This window comes from Pseudoalteromonas espejiana DSM 9414 (assembly GCF_002221525.1).
GTDB classification, from domain to species: domain Bacteria; phylum Pseudomonadota; class Gammaproteobacteria; order Enterobacterales; family Alteromonadaceae; genus Pseudoalteromonas; species Pseudoalteromonas espejiana.
Genome location: NZ_CP011028.1, coordinates 233,112 through 251,653, shown reverse-complemented (window position 1 = coordinate 251,653; position 18,542 = coordinate 233,112). Strand labels below are relative to the sequence as shown.

14 protein-coding genes are annotated in these 18,542 nt (G+C 42.4%); 8 read left to right on the top strand and 6 right to left on the bottom strand.

Annotation, left to right across the window (positions count from 1 at the left end; translation table 11 throughout):
• Window positions 1-7 precede the first annotated feature (7 nt).
• The 7 genes from galE to glpD all read left to right on the top strand — a co-directional run bounded on the left by galE (window position 8) and on the right by glpD (window position 9,020).
• Window positions 8-1,021: a UDP-glucose 4-epimerase GalE gene (galE, locus tag PESP_RS01185; protein WP_089346406.1), complete on the top strand. Its 1,014-nt coding sequence runs from the start codon at window positions 8-10 to the stop codon at window positions 1,019-1,021.
• 1 nt (window position 1,022) lies between these two features.
• Complete coding sequence (locus PESP_RS01180; RefSeq protein WP_089346405.1) at window positions 1,023-2,087, top strand: UDP-glucose--hexose-1-phosphate uridylyltransferase; 1,065 nt, start codon at window positions 1,023-1,025, stop codon at window positions 2,085-2,087.
• Window positions 2,077-3,225, top strand: a complete 1,149-nt coding sequence (gene galK, locus PESP_RS01175; RefSeq protein ID WP_089346404.1) for a galactokinase — start codon at window positions 2,077-2,079, stop codon at window positions 3,223-3,225. Before PESP_RS01180 ends, galK begins: the two co-directional genes overlap by 11 nt.
• Before the next feature lie 19 nt (window positions 3,226-3,244).
• Window positions 3,245-4,246, top strand: a complete 1,002-nt coding sequence (locus PESP_RS01170; protein WP_089346403.1) for a Gfo/Idh/MocA family protein — start codon at window positions 3,245-3,247, stop codon at window positions 4,244-4,246.
• Between the two features lie 30 nt (window positions 4,247-4,276).
• Window positions 4,277-5,605 carry an alpha/beta hydrolase family protein gene (locus PESP_RS01165; RefSeq protein ID WP_089346402.1) on the top strand — a complete coding sequence of 443 codons (1,329 nt, stop codon included), beginning with the start codon at window positions 4,277-4,279 and terminating at the stop codon, window positions 5,603-5,605.
• A 208-nt stretch (window positions 5,606-5,813) separates the two neighbouring features.
• Window positions 5,814-7,334, top strand: coding sequence for a glycerol kinase GlpK (gene glpK / locus PESP_RS01160; protein ID WP_089346401.1), 1,521 nt, complete (start codon window positions 5,814-5,816; stop codon window positions 7,332-7,334).
• Window positions 7,335-7,514: 180 nt separating this feature from the next.
• Window positions 7,515-9,020, top strand: coding sequence for a glycerol-3-phosphate dehydrogenase (glpD, locus tag PESP_RS01155; protein ID WP_089346400.1), 1,506 nt, complete (start codon window positions 7,515-7,517; stop codon window positions 9,018-9,020).
• Between the two features lie 235 nt (window positions 9,021-9,255).
• On the opposite strand, the gene PESP_RS01150 is transcribed toward glpD, so the two are convergent.
• Together PESP_RS01150 and PESP_RS01145 are read right to left on the bottom strand one after the other, a co-directional pair.
• Window positions 9,256-10,200 carry a 2-dehydro-3-deoxygalactonokinase gene (locus PESP_RS01150; RefSeq protein WP_089349065.1) on the bottom strand — a complete coding sequence of 315 codons (945 nt, stop codon included), beginning with the start codon at window positions 10,198-10,200 and terminating at the stop codon, window positions 9,256-9,258.
• A 1-nt stretch (window position 10,201) separates the two neighbouring features.
• Entirely contained in the window at window positions 10,202-10,960 is a 759-nt protein-coding gene (locus PESP_RS01145) for an SDR family NAD(P)-dependent oxidoreductase (RefSeq protein WP_089346399.1), read from the bottom strand.
• 174 nt (window positions 10,961-11,134) lie between these two features.
• Between PESP_RS01145 and PESP_RS01140 the strand changes: the two genes are divergently transcribed.
• Complete coding sequence (locus tag PESP_RS01140; RefSeq protein WP_089346398.1) at window positions 11,135-11,836, top strand: FadR/GntR family transcriptional regulator; 702 nt, start codon at window positions 11,135-11,137, stop codon at window positions 11,834-11,836.
• A gap of 62 nt (window positions 11,837-11,898) precedes the next feature.
• Here the strand turns inward: PESP_RS01140 and PESP_RS01135 are convergent, their stop codons facing one another.
• The 4 genes from PESP_RS01135 to PESP_RS01120 all read right to left on the bottom strand — a co-directional run bounded on the left by PESP_RS01135 (window position 11,899) and on the right by PESP_RS01120 (window position 18,362).
• Complete coding sequence (locus PESP_RS01135; protein ID WP_089346397.1) at window positions 11,899-14,031, bottom strand: alpha-galactosidase; 2,133 nt, start codon at window positions 14,029-14,031, stop codon at window positions 11,899-11,901.
• A 470-nt stretch (window positions 14,032-14,501) separates the two neighbouring features.
• The gene (locus PESP_RS01130) at window positions 14,502-15,980 is read right to left on the bottom strand and encodes an SLC5 family protein (RefSeq protein ID WP_089346396.1); all 1,479 of its coding nucleotides are present in this window, start codon (window positions 15,978-15,980) and stop codon (window positions 14,502-14,504) included.
• Window positions 15,981-16,061: 81 nt separating this feature from the next.
• The gene (locus tag PESP_RS01125; protein ID WP_089346395.1) at window positions 16,062-16,823 is read right to left on the bottom strand and encodes a SapC family protein; all 762 of its coding nucleotides are present in this window, start codon (window positions 16,821-16,823) and stop codon (window positions 16,062-16,064) included.
• A gap of 12 nt (window positions 16,824-16,835) precedes the next feature.
• Window positions 16,836-18,362 carry a tryptophan halogenase family protein gene (locus PESP_RS01120; protein ID WP_089346394.1) on the bottom strand — a complete coding sequence of 509 codons (1,527 nt, stop codon included), beginning with the start codon at window positions 18,360-18,362 and terminating at the stop codon, window positions 16,836-16,838.
• Between the last annotated feature and the right edge of the window lie 180 nt (window positions 18,363-18,542).

The window sequence follows — 18,542 nt, the reverse complement described above, 5'->3', positions numbered from 1 at the left end:
AAAACACATGAAAGTTTTAGTTACAGGCGGCATGGGTTACATAGGTAGCCACACATGTATTGCACTTCATGAAGCAGGCATAACCCCTGTTATTTACGATAACTTATCTAATGCAAGCCCCCGTGTGCTTGATCAACTCGAAAAAATTACCGGTACTCGGTTTGAGTTCATTTTAGGCGACATTCAAGACGAGCAGCAGTTTAAACTTGCCCTTAAACACACCCAAGCCGAGGCTGTATTTCACTTTGCAGCATTAAAAGCGGTAGGTGAATCAACCGAGCAACCACTGCGTTATTACCAAAATAATGTGTCGGGTACATTAAGCATGCTACAAAACATGCAAGACGAAGGCGTTAACCACATTATATTTAGCTCATCAGCCACTGTGTATGGCGAGCCAGACTACTTGCCTATAGATGAAAAACACCCTATACGCGCGACCAACCCTTATGGTTGGACTAAAGTCATGGTTGAGCAAGCCATGCAAGACGTATGTAAGGCTAATAGCAAATTTATGGGTATAGCGCTTCGTTACTTTAACCCAGTAGGTGCACACCCAAGCGGTTTATTAGGCGAAAGCCCAAATGGTATTCCAAATAATTTAATGCCCTTTATTGCCCAAACTGCGGTAGGCAAACGCGAAGTGGTTAATATTTTTGGTGACGACTACGACACTGAAGATGGCACTGGCGTGCGCGACTATATTCACGTTTTAGATTTAGCGAAAGGCCATGTAGCGGCCTTTATGCAGCACAAAACAGATACCGCATTTCATGCTTATAACCTAGGCACAGGCCAAGGTTATTCAGTGCTTGATATGATCAAAGCATTTAGCGCATCAGCTAATAAAGATATTCCTTATAAAAGTGCACCGCGCCGTGCAGGCGATATTGCCTGTAATTATGCCGATGCCACAAAAGCGCAAACCACCCTTAACTGGCACGCAGAACTAACACTTAGCGACATGACCAACGATACATGGCGCTGGCAAACTAATTACCCAAGTGGGTTGGAGAGTTAACATGGCTTTATTAGAAAGTACTCACAGACGTAAAAACCCGCTAACGGGGCGTTGGGTATTAGTATCACCGCATCGTAATAACCGCCCATGGTTAGGCGCAACAGAAGCAGTAAACGAAAGCGTACTGCCAAAGCACGATGAAAGCTGCCCACTTTGCCCAGGTAACACCCGTGCAAATGGCGACAGCAACCCAGATTACAAATACACGCATGTATTTAGAAATGACTTTGGTGCACTAACCCCTAATGCCAACGAGCAACCGCAAAGCTTAGAGTCAGACAGCGATTTATTTATTGCCGACGAAGCAAGCGGCGAATGCCGTGTGATTTGTTTTTCGCCAGAGCATAACAAAACACTACCTGAGCTTGAGCACGACGCCCTGCACGAAGTTGTAAAAACCTGGAAAGACAACTACACAGAACTTGCACAGCACTACGAGTGTGTTCAGGTATTTGAAAATAAAGGCGAGATAATGGGTTGCTCGCAACCTCATCCGCACGGCCAAGTATGGGCGCATTCGCACTTATCAACCGAAATAGAAGCCGAAGATACGCAGCAGCTTGCCTATTTTAAAAAGCATGGCAGCGCGATGCTTGCCGATTACGTGCAAAAAGAACAAGCAGATAAAACCCGCGTCGTATTTGAAAACGAGCACTGGCTTGTTGTGGTGCCATTTTGGGCAGCATGGCCGTTTGAAACACTACTCGTAACTAAAGATAACATTCAAAACTTTAGCCAGCTAAACGATGCGCAAACAGACTCTTTAGCACAGGCACTTAAAGTATTAACCACTAAATACGACAACGTATTTAATTGTAGCTTCCCGTATTCTATGGGGTGGCACAATGCACCCGCTAATCGTGGCTCAGATGAGCAACATTGGCGCTTACATGCTCATTTTTACCCGCCGCTACTTCGCTCTGCTACCGTGAAAAAACACATGGTTGGCTACGAAATGCTAGGTGAAAGCCAGCGCGATTTAAGCGCAGAAACAGCTGCCTCTATTTTACAAGCAGCCAGTACCACACACTATAAAAAAACAGCAGGACACACAGATGACGCTTAACGATTTTCAACAACAATTTTTATCACTGTACGGTGCGCCTGCTCAAGGTATTGCTGCAGCGCCAGGGCGTGTAAACCTAATTGGCGAATTTACCGATTACAACGATGGGTTTGTATTTCCGTGCTCGTTAGAGTTTCGTACTCAAGTTATGTTTAAAGAGCGCGACGACAACATTATTACCGTGCATTCGTTAAATTACCCAGGCGAAAAAGACAGCTTTAGCGTTGATGAAGACATCAGCCAAGGGCAATCGCAATGGGGTAACTATATTCGTGCCGTGTCATTTGTATTAAAGCGTGCGGGCCACACTTTACGCGGCGCCGATTTACTGATCGACAGTAACTTACCGCAAGGCAGTGGTTTATCGTCATCAGCTGCGCTGGAAGTTGCTGTTGGTGGTATGTTTAACCATATTGCACAGCTTGGTTTAAGCGAAGAAAAAATTGCATTACTAGGCCAAGAAGCCGAAAACGACTTTATGCATTGCCAATCGGGCATTATGGATCAGCTTATTTCAGCAAAAGGCGAAAACGGCCATGCTCTTTTAATTGACTGTGAAAACCTAGCCACTGAGTCTGTAAAAGTACCGGATGATTTAAACATTGTTATTGTTAACTCTAACTACCCACGTAAATTGGTAGATAGCGAATACAACCAACGTCGTGTTGACTGTGAGCAAGCAGCTGCAAAAATGAATGTAGCCACACTTCGTAAAGCAACCATGGCCACGCTTGAAGCAACAAAAGACGCATTAAGCGAAAACGAATACAAACGTGCACACCACGTAATTAGCGAAAACGACCGTGTAATTGCAGCAACTAAAGCGCTGCAAGATAACGACATTGACGCGCTACGTGAGCTAATGGCTGCATCGCACCAGTCGCTTAAACATTACTTTGAGGTAACCGTACCAGCAACCGATGGCCTAGTAGAAATTTGTAAAGAAGCCATGGGCGAACGCGGTGCAGTACGCATGACCGGTGGCGGCTTTGGCGGTGCGATTGTTTGTTTATGTCGTGATGCAGAAGTGCCACTAATTAAGGCAGCAGTAGAGCAACACTACTTTGAACGCTTTAACTTAAATGCCGACATTTACGTATGTTCAGCAGGTTCAGGATTACAAATTACGTCTTTTTAAACATCATTAAGGAATAAGCATGGCAAAGGTTAATTGGGGAATTATTGGGTGTGGCAATATTGCTCACACCTTTGCTAAGAGCATTGCGCATTGCGCTGATGCTCAGCTTATTGGCGCTGCATCGACGAGTGAGCAGCGCGCAAATGAGTTTGCCACACACTATTCAATTAAAGGCTATGAGAGCTACCAAGCCCTTATGCAATGCCCAAATATTGATGCCATTTATATTGCCAATACCCACGAGCAACACTTTAAAGCCATAGCGCAATGCTTAACACACAATAAGCATGTACTCAGCGAAAAACCGATTACTGTTAATGCTCAGCAACTCATTACACTTAAAGAACTAGCGCAGCAGCAAAACCGCTTTTTAATGGAAGGTGTATGGATGCGCTTTTTACCAGCAATAGTAAAACTGCAACTACTATTAAGCGAAGGCGTAATAGGCAAAGTACACAGTGTGAATGCCAACTTTAGCCTAGCGGGTGAGTTTGATTCATCACACCGATTAATGAACCCTGCAACCGCTGGCGGCGCCTTGCTTGATTTAGGCATTTACCCTATATCAATTGCCGATGTGGTATTTAATAAAGCCCCTGAGCAAATTAAATCATTAGTACATAAAAGCACGACCAGCGTAGATGAGCGAAGCGTAACCCTTATAAATTACGGCCAAGGCCAATTTGCACAGCTAAGCAGCGCTTTGCAACAAAATGGCCCTACTCAAGCCTGTATTTTAGGTGAGTATGGATATATTCGTATTGATGAATTTGTGGGGGCTCAGTCACTAGAGCTACATTTAAACGCGCAACAAATGCAGCGCTTTGATTTTAGCTTTAATGACGATGAAAACTTTAAGTTTGAAATTGATCACGTTAGTGAGTGTATTTTACAGCAGCAAACACAAAGTGATGTATTACCGCTCAGTACTAGCCTAAGAGTTATGAATATAATGGATGAGCTACGGGCGCAGTGGCAGCTTAAATACAGTGATAGCGTTGAGTCTAACAATCTAAATTAATAATAAAAATACACACAACAAGGATACACAATGACAACCACACACACATTTAAGGCGCTTTCAAAAGCCTTGATATTAGCAACGAGCTGCTTATCGGCAATTGCCGTTTTTGCAGCTCAAAACATGCCTGAGCAACTTTACCCGCCAATCACTAGCGAAGTGCTCCCTGAGCTTGCTGCTAAAGGTAGCTACAGCGTTGGCGTACAAACGCTTGATTTAGTAAACCCAGCGCAGTTTGACCCAGCAACACAAACTCAAAAAGATCGCCCTTTAAAAGTAGAAGTGTGGTATCCGGCAGCAGACACGGCAAAGGCACCACTAACTAGCTACAGCGATGTAACACGCACAGGTAAAGCATTTACCTTACAAGCCGATGCAATGCGCGATGTAGCCATTAATAATAAAGAGCACTACCCTGTTATTGTGCTTTCGCACGGTTATACCGGCTATCGCACCATTATGTACTACCTTGGCGAGCATTTAGCGTCGCACGGATACATAGTTGCTGCACTTGATCATACCGACTCAACTAATGCTGATGTTGATTTTAAAAACGCACCGTTTTCGGGCTTTTTTAGCACGCTTATAAACCGCTCTCGCGATCAGCAATTTGTACTTAATTACTTTAATGAGCAAAACAACTTTGCCAGCAAGCAAGTAGATAACAACAGCGCAGGTGTTATTGGCTATTCTATGGGTGGCTTTGGTGCGGTAAATACAATTGGTGGTTGCTATGATTTTAATGAGCAAACAACCGCAATGTTTACGGGCATGAAAGACCCAGCAAAAATTAAGCAAGTTCAGCAATTACTAAATAGCTGTGCTGGTGGGCAATATAAAAACCCACAAGTAGATACACGCATTAAAGCCATGGTGGCCTTTGCACCGTGGGGTGGGCAACATAACCTATTTAATGCCGATGCTATGCAAAACATTAAAGTACCTTCGCTTTATGTAGCGGGCAGTTTAGATGATATATCCGGTTATGAAGGTATTAAAAACCTTTACAACCAAACAGGCAGCTCAGATAAGTACATGCTTACTTACAAAAATGCTCGCCATAATATTGCACCGCACCCTGCGCCTGCTATTGCACAAAGTAGTAGCGAACTAGATATTGGCCATTACTACGAACCATCGTGGTCTATGCGCACCCTAAACGAGACTAACAAACACTTTGTACTTGCCATGATGGACTGCCATGTAAAAGGCATTACCAGTCAATGTGAATACTTAGATTTGCCACAAAACGGCGATCAAGCGGTTGTTGATGGTAAGCCGCTGCCACAATGGCACGGGTTTGATAATCGCTTTTCAACAGGTTTGGATTGGCAGCAAGCCACACCTTACACCAAGTAATATTAAGTTTTTAAGCGGTTATTTTTATAAATAGCCGCACTCGCACTTAAAATTATGCCGCAATAAAACGCCTGTTATTTAAAAGAGTTAGCAAATAAAAACAGTATGTTTATTTTTTAATCGGCTATTTTAAGAAAAAATCGTTGCCATTAATCTTAGTTAAAGGCAATCTAGTCATATATAAGATAAGATAAATAACACAAATATCATGTCCAAATACATACTCTCAATTGATCAAGGAACCACAAGCTCTCGGGCCATCTTGTTTACAAAAGATGCAGACGTTTTTGGTACAGCACAACAAGAATTTTCGCAGCATTTTCCGCAAAATGGCTGGGTAGAACACGACCCTAACGATATTTGGCAAACAGTGCTAAGTACAAGCCGCAAAGTGCTAGCCGATAAAAACGTAAAGCCTGAAGAAATTATTGCCATTGGTATCACCAACCAGCGCGAAACCACTTTAGTGTGGAATAAAAAAACAGGCAAGCCAATTTATAACGCGATTGTTTGGCAAGACCGCCGCACCAGTGATTACTGCGAAAGCCTAAGTACTGACGAGCTTTGCCAAACGATTAGTGACAAAACAGGCCTACTACTAGACCCGTATTTTTCGGCCACCAAAGTGCGCTGGATTTTAGATAACGTAGAAGGCGCACGTGAGCAAGCCCTTGCAGGAGAGCTGGCTTTTGGCACCGTTGATACCTATTTACTTTGGCACCTAACGGGTGGCAAAGAGCACCGTACCGATGCAACTAACGCATCGCGCACTATGTTATTTAATATCCATACTCAGCAATGGGATCAAGAGTTACTCGATTTATTCGAAATTCCTGAATCTATGCTGCCGAAAGTGATGGACTCAGCCGACGAATTTGGCTCAACCAGCGACGATATTTTTGGCGCACCTATTCGAGTTTGTGGTATTGCCGGCGATCAACAAGCAGCCCTTGTTGGCCATGCATGTTTTGAACAAGGTATGGCAAAAAGCACTTACGGTACGGGCTGTTTTTTAATGCTTAATACCGGCGAAAAAGCGCTCACATCTGAAAACCGCTTACTGACTACGGTTGCTTATAGACTAAATGGCAAGCCAACTTACGCCATTGAAGGCAGTATTTTTATGGCAGGCGCCACTATGCAGTGGATTGTTGAAGGCTTAAAACTATTAAGCCATGCCGGCGAGAGCGAATCATTAGTAAAAGATGTACCGCTCGATCATGGGGTATTTTTAGTGCCTTCGTTTACAGGTTTAGGCGCACCATATTGGGACCCGAACGCACGTGGTGCCATTTTAGGTTTAACGCGCGACTCTGGCATTAGCACTATTGTTGCAGCAGCGCTTCAATCGGTGGGTTATCAAACCAAAGATTTACAAAAAGCAATGGAACGTGATGGCTTACGCCCAAGCGTGTTACGTGTAGATGGCGGTATGGTGAAAAATAACTGGGTGCTTACCTTTTTATCTAACATTTTAGGCGCAACCGTAGAGCGCCCAACAGTGACCGAAACCACCTCTTTAGGCGTAGCATACTTAGCAGGCTTACAAACAGGTATTTACGAGTCGACTGAGCAGCTGGCAAAAATGTGGACCTGTGACCGTCGTTTTGAGCCAACAATGAGCGCCGATGAGCGTAACGATTTATACGCAAAATGGCAGCACTGTGTAGCGCAAGTTCGTTTATCTAGTGACGATTGCCAACAACAGCAAATACCAGCCGCTAATTAAGTTAGCGGCCTATAAAACACCTTTAGCTTAGGCAAATAGCGCGTTGTACGCAGGGTGTTTTTAAAAAGATCAGGATTAAAAATTAACAAGCAAAAAGCGCGGTTATCTATTGTCAAATAAGGGCCACAGCTTTATGATGCTATATGTCTTATTTATATTACAAATAAAAAGGTTAGCTCGGTGGAATTAGCAGATAACGAATATGACTTACTCGTCATCGGTGGCGGTGTAAACGGCACTGGAATAGCAGCTGATGCAGCAGGCAGAGGATTAAAAGTTCTTTTATGCGAACAATCAGATCTTGCCAGTGCAACGTCTTCAAATAGTTCTAAGCTGATCCACGGTGGTTTGCGCTACCTTGAGCATTACGAGTTTAGACTTGTAAAAGAAGCACTTGCCGAGCGTGAAGTGCTACTTAAAAATGCACCGCATATTATGTGGCCGCTCACCTTTAGATTACCGCATCAAAAACACCTGCGCCCTGCGTGGATGATTCGTATTGGCTTATTTATGTACGACAACTTAGCTAAGCGCGAAACACTAGCAGGTTCTCGTGGTATTAAGTTTGGTGAAAATAGTGTGTTAGAGCCTTCGATCACTAAAGGTTTTGAGTACTCTGATGGTTGGGTTGATGACTCTCGTTTAGTTATTTTAAATGCCCTAGCCGCGCAAGATAAAGGCGCTACCATTGCTACGCAAACCAAATGTGTAAGCGCAAAACGCATCGATAACCAATGGCAGGTTACGCTTGAGCAACAGCAAAGCAAAGCGCAACAGACGATTAAAGCCAAAGGTATTGTTAATGCCGCAGGCCCTTGGGTTGCAAAGTTATTTGACGAAGCACTAATAGAAAAGTCACCACAAAATATTCGCCTTGTTAAAGGCAGCCACATTGTGGTGCCGCGTATTCACGATGAAAAACAAGCGTACATTTTACAAAATAAAGACCAACGTATTGTATTTGTTATTCCATTTGAGGACGACTACTCACTTGTTGGCACCACCGATGTTGAACATAACGGTGCAGCGCAAGACGTTAAAATTAGTGATGAAGAAATCGATTACTTAATTGATATTACTAACAGTTACTTTAAAAACCACATTAAACGCGAAGATATAGTACATACCTTCTCAGGTGTTCGCCCATTACTTGATGACGAATCGGTTAATGCGCAAAAAGTAACACGCGATTACAAACTAGAGCTTTCGAGCGAAGGTGACAGCACGCCACTGCTCAGTGTGTTTGGCGGTAAAATTACCACTTACCGTAAACTTGCTGAGGCCGCTGTAAACAAACTCGAAGAATTTTACCCGCAAATGAGCGAAGCATGGACTAAGCACAGTGCACTACCTGGTGGGGACTTTAGTAGCGTAGAAGCACTTAGCAGCGAGCTTAAAGCCCGTTACCCTTGGTTACCAGCGCTTACATTAAAACGCTTTGTGCGAACGTACGGTACTCGCGCAAAAATTATTTTAGGCGATGCTGTACAGCTTGGTGATTTAGGGCAAGATTTTGGCCATGGCTTATTTGCTGCTGAAGTAGATTATTTACTTAATCAAGAATGGGCTGGTAATGCGTACAACATTTTATGGCGTAGAAGTAAGTTAGGTCTTCGTTTTAATGACGCACAAGTCGCTACACTTAATCATTATATTGAGCAAAGCCAAGCTGCTAAAACAGCATAAAACGCAAAACATATAAATCAATAAACCCTCTACATAATTATAATGTAGAGGGTTTTTTGTATCTGCGGGGTTATTATACCAATCCGCATAATTAAGTGTTCTATTTTGAGGATGGAAAAATGCGTTGATAACTAGGCAAAAAATTCGCTATTTAGTTGTTCTAAATGAGAATTTTTTAACGAAGCTAGCGACACGTTAGCCCCGCAAAATGATTAAATATTATTACGGATTAGTATTACCTTTTTGTATTAAACAAGTAGTTAAAACCGCTTAAGGTTGCTGTTTTAACATCAAATTCTAGGCATTCTACGCCTATACAATTTAGCGCATGGGTAAAGCACTTATTTAGCTGCTGTGTGCCAATAACCACCACCTTTGAATTAGCCACCAATTGCCATTCGCTTGCATGGCGCGCGGCACGTACGTCACTACCAATTAACACGCCCGATAAATACGCCTTTGCTTGCACTGGCGTTAGCTCTTTTGAAAGTTGGCGAGTACGCACACTAAAAATACCGTGTGCTAAATTTCCACTATCACTGCCTAAAGTAAGCTCGCAACCTTGCTCAAACGCATGCCAATCAAACTCCCCAGCTTCGCAATCATTAGGAATAAGAACACTTTGATGACAGAGTAAATCGTATAATTCGCCAGTCATCGCCGTTTTAAAACAGATTATTTTGCCCTCTTTTAACAGCACCCATTTAGTATGTGTACCTGGTAAACAAATTAATACGTTGCCGCGCTGATAGGCTGGATTTTGTTTTAAAAACCCTAATATTTGTAGCTCTTCGCCGCGCATGACATCAAACAAATTATTTTGTAATGTGCATTTTGTACCCGGTAACGCACTGACTTTGTTACCAGAACACTCAAAATTAACAGCTGCACTGAGCAGGTTTTCAGGGTTTATAGGGCATGCTAAATAGGGGGTTTCTTGCCAACCTATACTTGAGGTAATTTGCCCTGCCATATAAATAGGTAATACACCGTATTCACTAGTCCATGGAGCTATAACACCTATAAGTGTATGCTCAAAATTTTGCTTATCTCTAATAACGCCAGGGCCATCGCGCTGCGCTATTAGCGTTAGTAGCTTATCTTTACTTACGCTACACAAATAAGCACGTAAATGGCTGGTTCCCCAATCTACGGCAATAAATAAGTCAGAGTGCTGCAACTTAAAGCCTCCCACCATCAATTTTAATGCCTTGGCCGGTGATCATACTGCTTTCATCTGCGGCTAAAAAGAGCGCAAGGTTAGCAACGTCTTCTGGTGTTACTAGCTTTTTAAGCGCCATGGCTTCCATCCACTTTACTTGCTCTTCTTGAGTAAACCAGCTGGCAAGCTGGCGGTCGGTGGCAACCCAACCAGGTAAAATCGCATTTACTCTTATGCCAAACTCACCATAATCGCGCGCTAGTGCTTTGGTCATGCCAATTAGGCCTGCTTTTGCAGTGACATAACCCGCCATTTGAGGCTGACCCATAATGGCGTTAATAGAGCTAAAGTTAATAATGCTGCCAGCCCCTTCGTCTTTCATAAATGACATAGCCACTTGCGAGGCAAAAAAGGCAGGGTTTAAGTTAATTTGTAGGCATTGATCCCAATCTTGTACGGTAACATCTTCACTGGCTTGGCGGCGGTCGTTTGCTACATTATTTACCAGTATATTAATGGCACCTAATGCTGCGCATGCATCTACTAATGATTGCTGCAAAGCATTTGAGTCGGTTACATCAACTTGTCTAAACCATAATTTGGCGTTGGGTAATGAGGCAATGAGCGACTGCGCAGCGTCGTTATTTATATCTATAAAGGCAATTTTTGCATTTTGTTCGGCGAACGCTTTAACCATTGCTCTGCCAATGCCAGATGCGCCACCAGTAATAAAAACGACCTTACCAGAAATACTGTGATATTGAGCGTGGGTATTCAAATGCGTTTCTCCATAAAACAGACTGCGCCACTTAAACTAAACACTTTTGCTTGGGGATTCGTGTTACAGCTGTGTTAAAATAATTGCCTTTTACAAAGTTTATATCATATCCTTACGTACATTAATATGATATATGATATATAATAAAGCAATGACTCACTCGGATACCGCTCAATGAAAAGCCAACCTCGCCAAAACTTAACACAACAATTAACCCATGATTTAGGCTTTGCAATTGTGCGCGGCGTCTACCCAGTAAACGAAGGTTTACCATCTGAAGCTGACCTATGTGTTAAATACGATGTGAGCCGCAGTGCAACACGTGAGGCCGTAAAAATGCTTTCTGCTAAGGGGCTTATTTCATCTCGCCCTAAGCAAGGTATTCGCGTACTGCCAGAAAGCAGCTGGAATATGTTTGATACCGACGTACTTCGTTGGATTTTAAGCAGTAAACCGTCACTGTCTTTATTAAAAGAGTTTACTCAAGTACGTGTAGCGCTTGAGCCACAAGCCGCCGCCCTTGCAGCTGTAAATGCCAGTGCAGAGCAACTTGCTGAAATAGATAATGCACTTGCTCGCATGGCCGATGCAGACCAAGGCTTGGACGATCCGCTTGAAGCCGACATTGCCTTTCATACCAGTATATTAGTGGCCAGTAATAATCGCTTTTTTGTGCAGCTAACAGAGTTTATTAGCACCGCACTGCGTGTAAGTATTCGTTATACAAATCATATTAAAGGTGTACCAGGGGCCGATGTAGCTAAGCATGCTGACATTTTAGATACGATTAAATCACGTAATCCAGAGCGCGCTAAACAAGCCGTAGAAACTATTTTAGAAGAAGCCTTAGAGCTAATTGAGTCTAAACTCGATTAATCGCTTAACAACATCATTAAAAAAGGGAGCTAATTAGCTCCCTTTTTGCTGCTTATTATATTTTAAGCTTTATTAAGCTCAAAAATAAGTGATGTTTGCGGGAATGAAATTGGCATTTGTAAGCCAAATTCCATTAACGCTTCACCGGTAAATGTTTGCCCATTAACAGCTGCAATAGATGAAGGACGGTATTCTTCAAATTTAACAGGCCACACTAAATTAAGTGTGTACTGTGTATTTGCATCTAAACCAACAAAACGCAGTTTGTTAGGCGCTGTACGCGGTGTTTCGCGTACGCTGTTATAAGCAAATAACGCTTTTAATTTTTGCTCGTCGATTAAACCAAAGTTAATTGATAAATCATCGCTATCTAGGCGGTATAAATCGGCGCCATGAATAAATTCACGGTGCTCTTTATGCAGCGCAATGGCCGCTTTAAGGGCGCTGTATTCATGATCTGTCAGCTCACGTGGGTCCATTTCGATTCCCATGTGGCCAAACATTGATACCGCAGCACGCATTTCAATACTTACATTGCGACCAGTGATATGACAGTCACGCGGGCCAACGTGTGCACCCATTACCGATGATGGGAAGAAGAACGAACAACCGCGCTGAATTTCAAGACGATCAAGCGCATCGTTAGAATCTGACGTCCATACACGGTCTGTATGTGCTAGTACGCCGTAATCTACACGTGCACCACCTGATGAACAGCTTTCTATTTCAAGGCCTGGGTGCGCCGCTTTAATGCGATCAATTAAACGGTACAGTGCAAGTGTTTGCTGATGCACTGCCGGCTTACCATCAAAGTTACCCGCATGGTTAATATCGCGGTTCATATCCCATTTTATGTACTTAATAGTTGGGTATTCAACTAAAATGTCGTCAATCGCTTTGTATAAGTATTCAACAACCTCAGTGCGCGTTAAATCAAGCACCAGCTGGTTTCTAAAGCTTAGTTGCTCGTTATTTTCTGAGCCTAATACCCAATCAGGGTGAGCACGGTATAAATCGCTATCTGGGTTTACCATTTCTGGTTCAAACCAAATACCAAACTCCATGCCTAAGCTATTTACATGGTCAATTACTGGTGATAAGCCATCAGGGTAAATTTCGTAATCTACCGCCCAGTCTCCTAAGCCTGCGTAATCGCCACGGCGGCCTTTAAACCAGCCATCATCAAGTACAAAACGCTCAATACCTAAAGGTGCTACTTTATCGGCTAACTGCTTTAGTGTGTCTACATCGTGATCAAAGTAAATACCTTCCCACGTGTTGTAATGCACTGGGCGTGTTTTTTCACGCTGCGCTTGCGTAAGTAAATTTGCTTTAACAAAGCGATGAAAATTGCGAGAAAGCGCACTAAAACCATCACTTGAGAACGAGCCATAAATACTTGGGCTTTGATACGTTTGGCCTTTAGCAAGGGTTAGCTCGCCAGGTAATAATAACTCACCCATTTGCACGTAACGGCGCCCTTCAGGTAGTAGCTCAGCACGTAGCTTGTTGTTACCGCTCCAGCCTAAATGAAAGCCATAACACTCGCCCTGCTGCTCACCTGCACCTTCAGTGTGTACTAATAAACCAGGGAATACATCGTGCGAGGTTTTACCTTTACGGTTTTCGCGTACAAAGCTGCCGAGTACTAAATCAACCGATTGACGCTGAAATTCGTTTGACCAACGTCCTTCAAAGCTCACTAGCTTGTTCATGCTATCTGGTAACTGAAATGTAGGTGCCGCACAAAAGTTAACGCTTAAAGGCGAGTCACTTAAATTAGTTAAAACCGTGTGCGCACTAAGTACATCGGTAGCGCTATCAAGCGTAATGCTGTGCACAACTTCAATACCGCGAAGCTCATCTACGCTTACAAACTCAAGGGTTGACTGTGAAGGCTGGCGAACTTCTTTAAGCTTTGGCCCTACAGACCAAGCAATAGAATCGTTTGATAGCTCTAAGCCCGGAGCACCGGTAAAGCCTTCACCTAAAAGTGGAGAAAGAGAAATAGGTGCTTCTTCAACCACGGCACATTTTACTTCCTGACGAGTCGCAAGCTGAGTTAGCATTGTTTCTGTTGTTTGCTCAGATAGGCGCTTACCAAAATAAAGTAATGCCGGTGTTTTGCTCTGGCAGTCGAAAATAACGGTGCTGTTTGCGCTGTCTAATCGAAAGAATGGTTTAATATCGGCCATGATTCTCCTGTCCTCTTTAATGAAGATGAGTTTAATATGCGAGTACGTTACATGTGTGTTTACTCGCAGCTTACTGCATTAAATTGCAGTCAGTGATTTTAAAATAATAGTATATATCATACAAATTACTTTTAGATAGTGTTTACCGGTTAATTTCATCAATATTATTACTGGCTATACCAGTAATTAACCTAAACTCTAATTAAGAGATTCAATAACATATTGAATAATAGTGTTATTTAGAAAAGCGCTTTCTAGCCTGTAATTTGTCAGTGAAAACAAGGCTAATTTACTCGCCAATATCTACCAGTAATAGGTTTATACCAATCCGCAATAATACTTAATTACGCAGGTTGGTATTATTAAAAGGTTAAGTTATCTAATAAATAAAAATCGGCCTAAGTTACCCTAGGCCGATTTTATTAAGTTTCAACTGTTTGATAAAAGACTACTTAGCCTTTTATGCTACGTTATTTTTGTGCTTGTGCTTGCGGTGCATCGTCAAGAGCAGGCGATTTACCAGCCCATTGAGCATTTAAGCCAAACACCACTTTATTAACGATTAATGCAAACGCAACACACACAATCAGTGTAATTGGCATTAAGTGAATATAGTGCAAATCAGTATGCAGCGGTGAATTTTTAAAGGTCAGCATGCCGTACATCACTACACCTAAAATTACCGCGGCAATACCTGCGCGCGCATCTACATTTTTAAATAATAAGCCTACAACAAAGATTGAGAATATAGGCATACTTAGCAAGCCGTTTAGCTGCTGTAGTAAGTTAATAATGCTATCTGCTTGCTGGTAAATTGGCACCAATACAAGCGTTAAACTAGTCAGTAATAATGTAACGTAACCACTTAGCTTTACAACACTTGGCTCTTTATTAAAGTATGCTTCGTGAATATCACACACATACAAGGCAGTTGCTGAATTTAATAAGCTGTTATAAGTAGAAAGTACGGCTGCGGCCATTGCTGCTGCAAATACACCGGTTAGCCATGCTGGCATTACATCACCTACAATACGGCCATACGCTGCATCACCAATATCACCATACAGTTTGTACGAAATAATACCGGGTAGCACTACAATTGCAGGTACAATTAAAAAGCGAATACCCGCTGCTGCAAATATCCCTTTTTGCGCTTCTTTAACATTGGGTGCCGCCATTGCACGTTGAGTAATCGTTTGGTTAGTACCCCAGTAATACATTTGAATAAAGATCATACCGGTTAAGAGAGTTGGCCAAGGAATTGGTGAATCAGCATCGCCAATTAATGTTAAACGCTCCTGTGGAATACCGCTAAAGTCGTAATCAATGGCATTAAGCGCCAAAAATACCACAAGTATTGCCATACCAAGCACAAGCAGCCCGTTATAAGTATCTGATACTGCAACAGCACGTAAGCCACCAAAAAATGCGTAAATAGCACCTACCAGTGCAAATGCGGTCGCTATATACATTAGCGGAATATCTACTTTAAACATGGTTTGCATAAATAGCGCCCCTGAGTAAATTACTGCTGGCATGTAAATAAGTGCATTACCTAAAAAGAATAAGCCACCAATAACAGCGCGAATGTGCTTATTGTTGTAGCGTTTTTCTAATAGTTCGGTGGTGGTTGTACAGTTGTATTTGTAATAAACAGGAATAAATACTTTAGCTAAAATAATTAAGCCTAAAATAGCTGCTAATTCCCACCAAACGAGCAAAGCCATTTGGTTACCATTCATGCCTACCAGTTGGTCGGTACTTAAATTAGTAAGGGTGATAGAGCCTGCAACAAACATCCAAGTAAGGCCGCCGCCGGCTAAAAAGTACTCTTTTGTTTCATTATCACCACTATTGCGATTTTGTCCTCGGCACTTCCAATATGTAAGCCCACCAATTAAGGCGGTTACAAAGAAAAAAACCACCAACTGCAAAATGTTGTCTGACATGTGTGTGTCTCCAGCGTATTAAACGCAATGTCTGTCTGTATAAACTTGCTAACCCGTAAGGGTTAAATAAAAAATTGCACCTTAAAGTGCGTGCGCATCTCGACTTAGTTCTAACTTAATTTGCTTTAAAGGCATAAGTTCAGGACGCTGATTGTGACGCTTTACTAATGCATTTAACTGAAACAACGAAATAAGCATACTGTTAAGCACACTTAGGTAACCTTGTTTATGTAAATTGGCAATGGTATCGCTGTCTAAAGTTTGTAGTTTGTCTTCATCAACGGTGCTTAAACCTTGAATGGTTTGCGCTTCGCCTTGCTCAAACTGCAAAACAATATCTATGTTTTTAATAAGCCCTAAACGCGCAATTTCTTGTGTAAATTGATACGTTTGGTAATCGTTTTTTAAATCGCTTTCGAGTAGCTTTTGTTGTGCGCTTAAATACAAGCTTGGCTTGCCTTTAGCATCAAAAAGCGGCTCGCCTTTCTCAGTATTTACCGCTTTGCTTTGCTCATCGATAGCAATAAAGTAGTCGCTGCTGTTTGCTTCGCGGGTCATTAAATAAAGCGGTTGAGTTTGCATACACATAGGGGTGTAAAGCGCTTGCCACTGGTTACTTTCCACCAGCAGACTTTGCCCTGCACTAAAGCTTGTTAAGCCCGATACGGTGTAACTGCCATTTTGCGCATTACGCGCTAAAAAAATAGGTAGGTCGCAGGCTGCTTTTGCCACTTCGTTTGCTCTTAAATTAATTAAGTGCTGCGTTTTAGCGTATTCTACGCCCGCATTAGTGTTTATTTTTAGTGCCTGGTGTTGTGTATTAGATAGTTCATTAATAGCCATTTTTACACATCCTTAAACTGGGTTGGCCGCTAACCACTGCTCTATGTAAGCGCGATGCGGCGGCAAAGTTTGCAACATCTGCTGTGTAAGCTGGCTGTTACGTTCAATTATTTGATTTGCTTGCGCATCTTGTGAATACAAATACGCTTGCTTAGTAAAGTCGGGCTTAAAGCCCATACCGTATAAAACATATTGGTAGCTGGCCGCTGGAAATAACTCTAATGCGCCATGAAAATCCTGAATAAGTGGGCCACGGGTGCCCCAAAGTAGTAAGTCTTCTTGTAAGCTTTGTGGAATAGACTCAGGCTGTACATGTGCTTGCCAATAAGGCTCTGGGCGCTTAGTGAGCATGTAGTGCAGCTTTAAAAAGTCGATAATACGTTGCCAGCGGTAATCCATTTGTTCGTTAAAACGCTTAGCAACAATAGGCATTACTTGAGTATCGGCTGGCATGTGCTCTGCAACAAAGCGAGACGAAATTTCAACAAGCATGATTGCGGTTGCCTCAAGCGGCTCTACAAAACCTGCCGACATCCCTACTGCAACACAGTTTTTATGCCAAAGTTTTTCTCTGTAACCCGACTCAAAGCTTATTTTTCGGGCGGTTAAGCCTTTGGCTGCATCACCTAAATAGTTACGTAGGTTTTGCTCAGCCTCTTCATCTGATAAAAATTTACTTGAATATACATGCCCAACACCACGGCGGTGCGTTAAGCCAATATCCCAAATCCAGCCAGCATTTTGCGCGGTAGCAATGGTATGACTTGCTAAAGAGTCGTCGCTTTCATCGTAAGGGACTTGCATGGCAAGAGCGCTGTCGTTAAATAATACGTGATCCATCTTTTTAAATGGCACGTTCAGGGTTTGGCCTAATAACAGCGATGAAAAACCAGTGCAGTCTATGTATAAGTCGGCATTTATGGTGCGGGTTTGTTCTTTTAAGGTAAGTGAATCTATGGCGCCGGTGTCATCAAGCTTTACTTGTTCTACAGTGCCAATAACATGCTCAATGCCCAGCTTGCTTTTACAGTGTTGTTTTAATAATTCAGCAAACGCGCCAGCATCTAAGTGATAAGCATAGTTACAATTACCTTGGTATTCACCTTGTGCAATACCACGCGGAGCAAGGCTTGCTTCGCAAATATCATGCTGAAAGTTGGTTTGCTGTGCAAAGTCTTCAACATTATTTAAATAAGGGGCTAAATCTATACGGCCATAGCCAAGTGGCACCGTAAAGGGATGGTAGTAAAAGTCTTTATTGCCATGAGTCCAGTTTACAAATTTACCACCTTGTTTAAAGGTCGCATTACAGGCTTTAAACACATCTACTTCACGCAAACCAATTTGCTGAAGTGTGTTTTTCATCGTTGGCCAGGTGCCTTCACCTACACCAATTGTTGGAATGTCTGACGATTCAACCAACATCACTTTTAAGCCATCACCATTTTTACCTTGGTGGTATGAAGCTATAATTGCAGCGCTCAGCCATCCTGCTGTACCACCACCAATTACTGCTATTGTTTTAACTGCTTTATTCATAATGGACTACTCTTTGAGTACTTTATTGATAACGTTTTAGACAACAAATGCCCTTTCGGGCATTTGTTAAAAATAGTATTCATTTTGTACTAATGGTCTGTTTTTAGCACACCGTGCTTACTCATTTTATTAGTACCAGTACTTATATTGCACTGCAATGAAAACTAAGAGGCAGTGACT

Coding starts and splice junctions, on each gene's coding strand:
- galE (WP_089346406.1), top strand. CDS start 8: ATGAAAGTTTTAGTTACAGGCGGCATGGGTTACATAGGTAGCCACACA.
- PESP_RS01180 (WP_089346405.1), top strand. CDS start 1,023: ATGGCTTTATTAGAAAGTACTCACAGACGTAAAAACCCGCTAACGGGG.
- galK (WP_089346404.1), top strand. CDS start 2,077: ATGACGCTTAACGATTTTCAACAACAATTTTTATCACTGTACGGTGCG.
- PESP_RS01170 (WP_089346403.1), top strand. CDS start 3,245: ATGGCAAAGGTTAATTGGGGAATTATTGGGTGTGGCAATATTGCTCAC.
- PESP_RS01165 (WP_089346402.1), top strand. CDS start 4,277: ATGACAACCACACACACATTTAAGGCGCTTTCAAAAGCCTTGATATTA.
- glpK (WP_089346401.1), top strand. CDS start 5,814: ATGTCCAAATACATACTCTCAATTGATCAAGGAACCACAAGCTCTCGG.
- PESP_RS01140 (WP_089346398.1), top strand. CDS start 11,135: ATGAAAAGCCAACCTCGCCAAAACTTAACACAACAATTAACCCATGAT.
- PESP_RS01135 (WP_089346397.1), bottom strand. CDS start 14,031: ATGGCCGATATTAAACCATTCTTTCGATTAGACAGCGCAAACAGCACC.
- PESP_RS01130 (WP_089346396.1), bottom strand. CDS start 15,980: ATGTCAGACAACATTTTGCAGTTGGTGGTTTTTTTCTTTGTAACCGCC.
- PESP_RS01125 (WP_089346395.1), bottom strand. CDS start 16,823: ATGGCTATTAATGAACTATCTAATACACAACACCAGGCACTAAAAATA.
- PESP_RS01120 (WP_089346394.1), bottom strand. CDS start 18,362: ATGAATAAAGCAGTTAAAACAATAGCAGTAATTGGTGGTGGTACAGCA.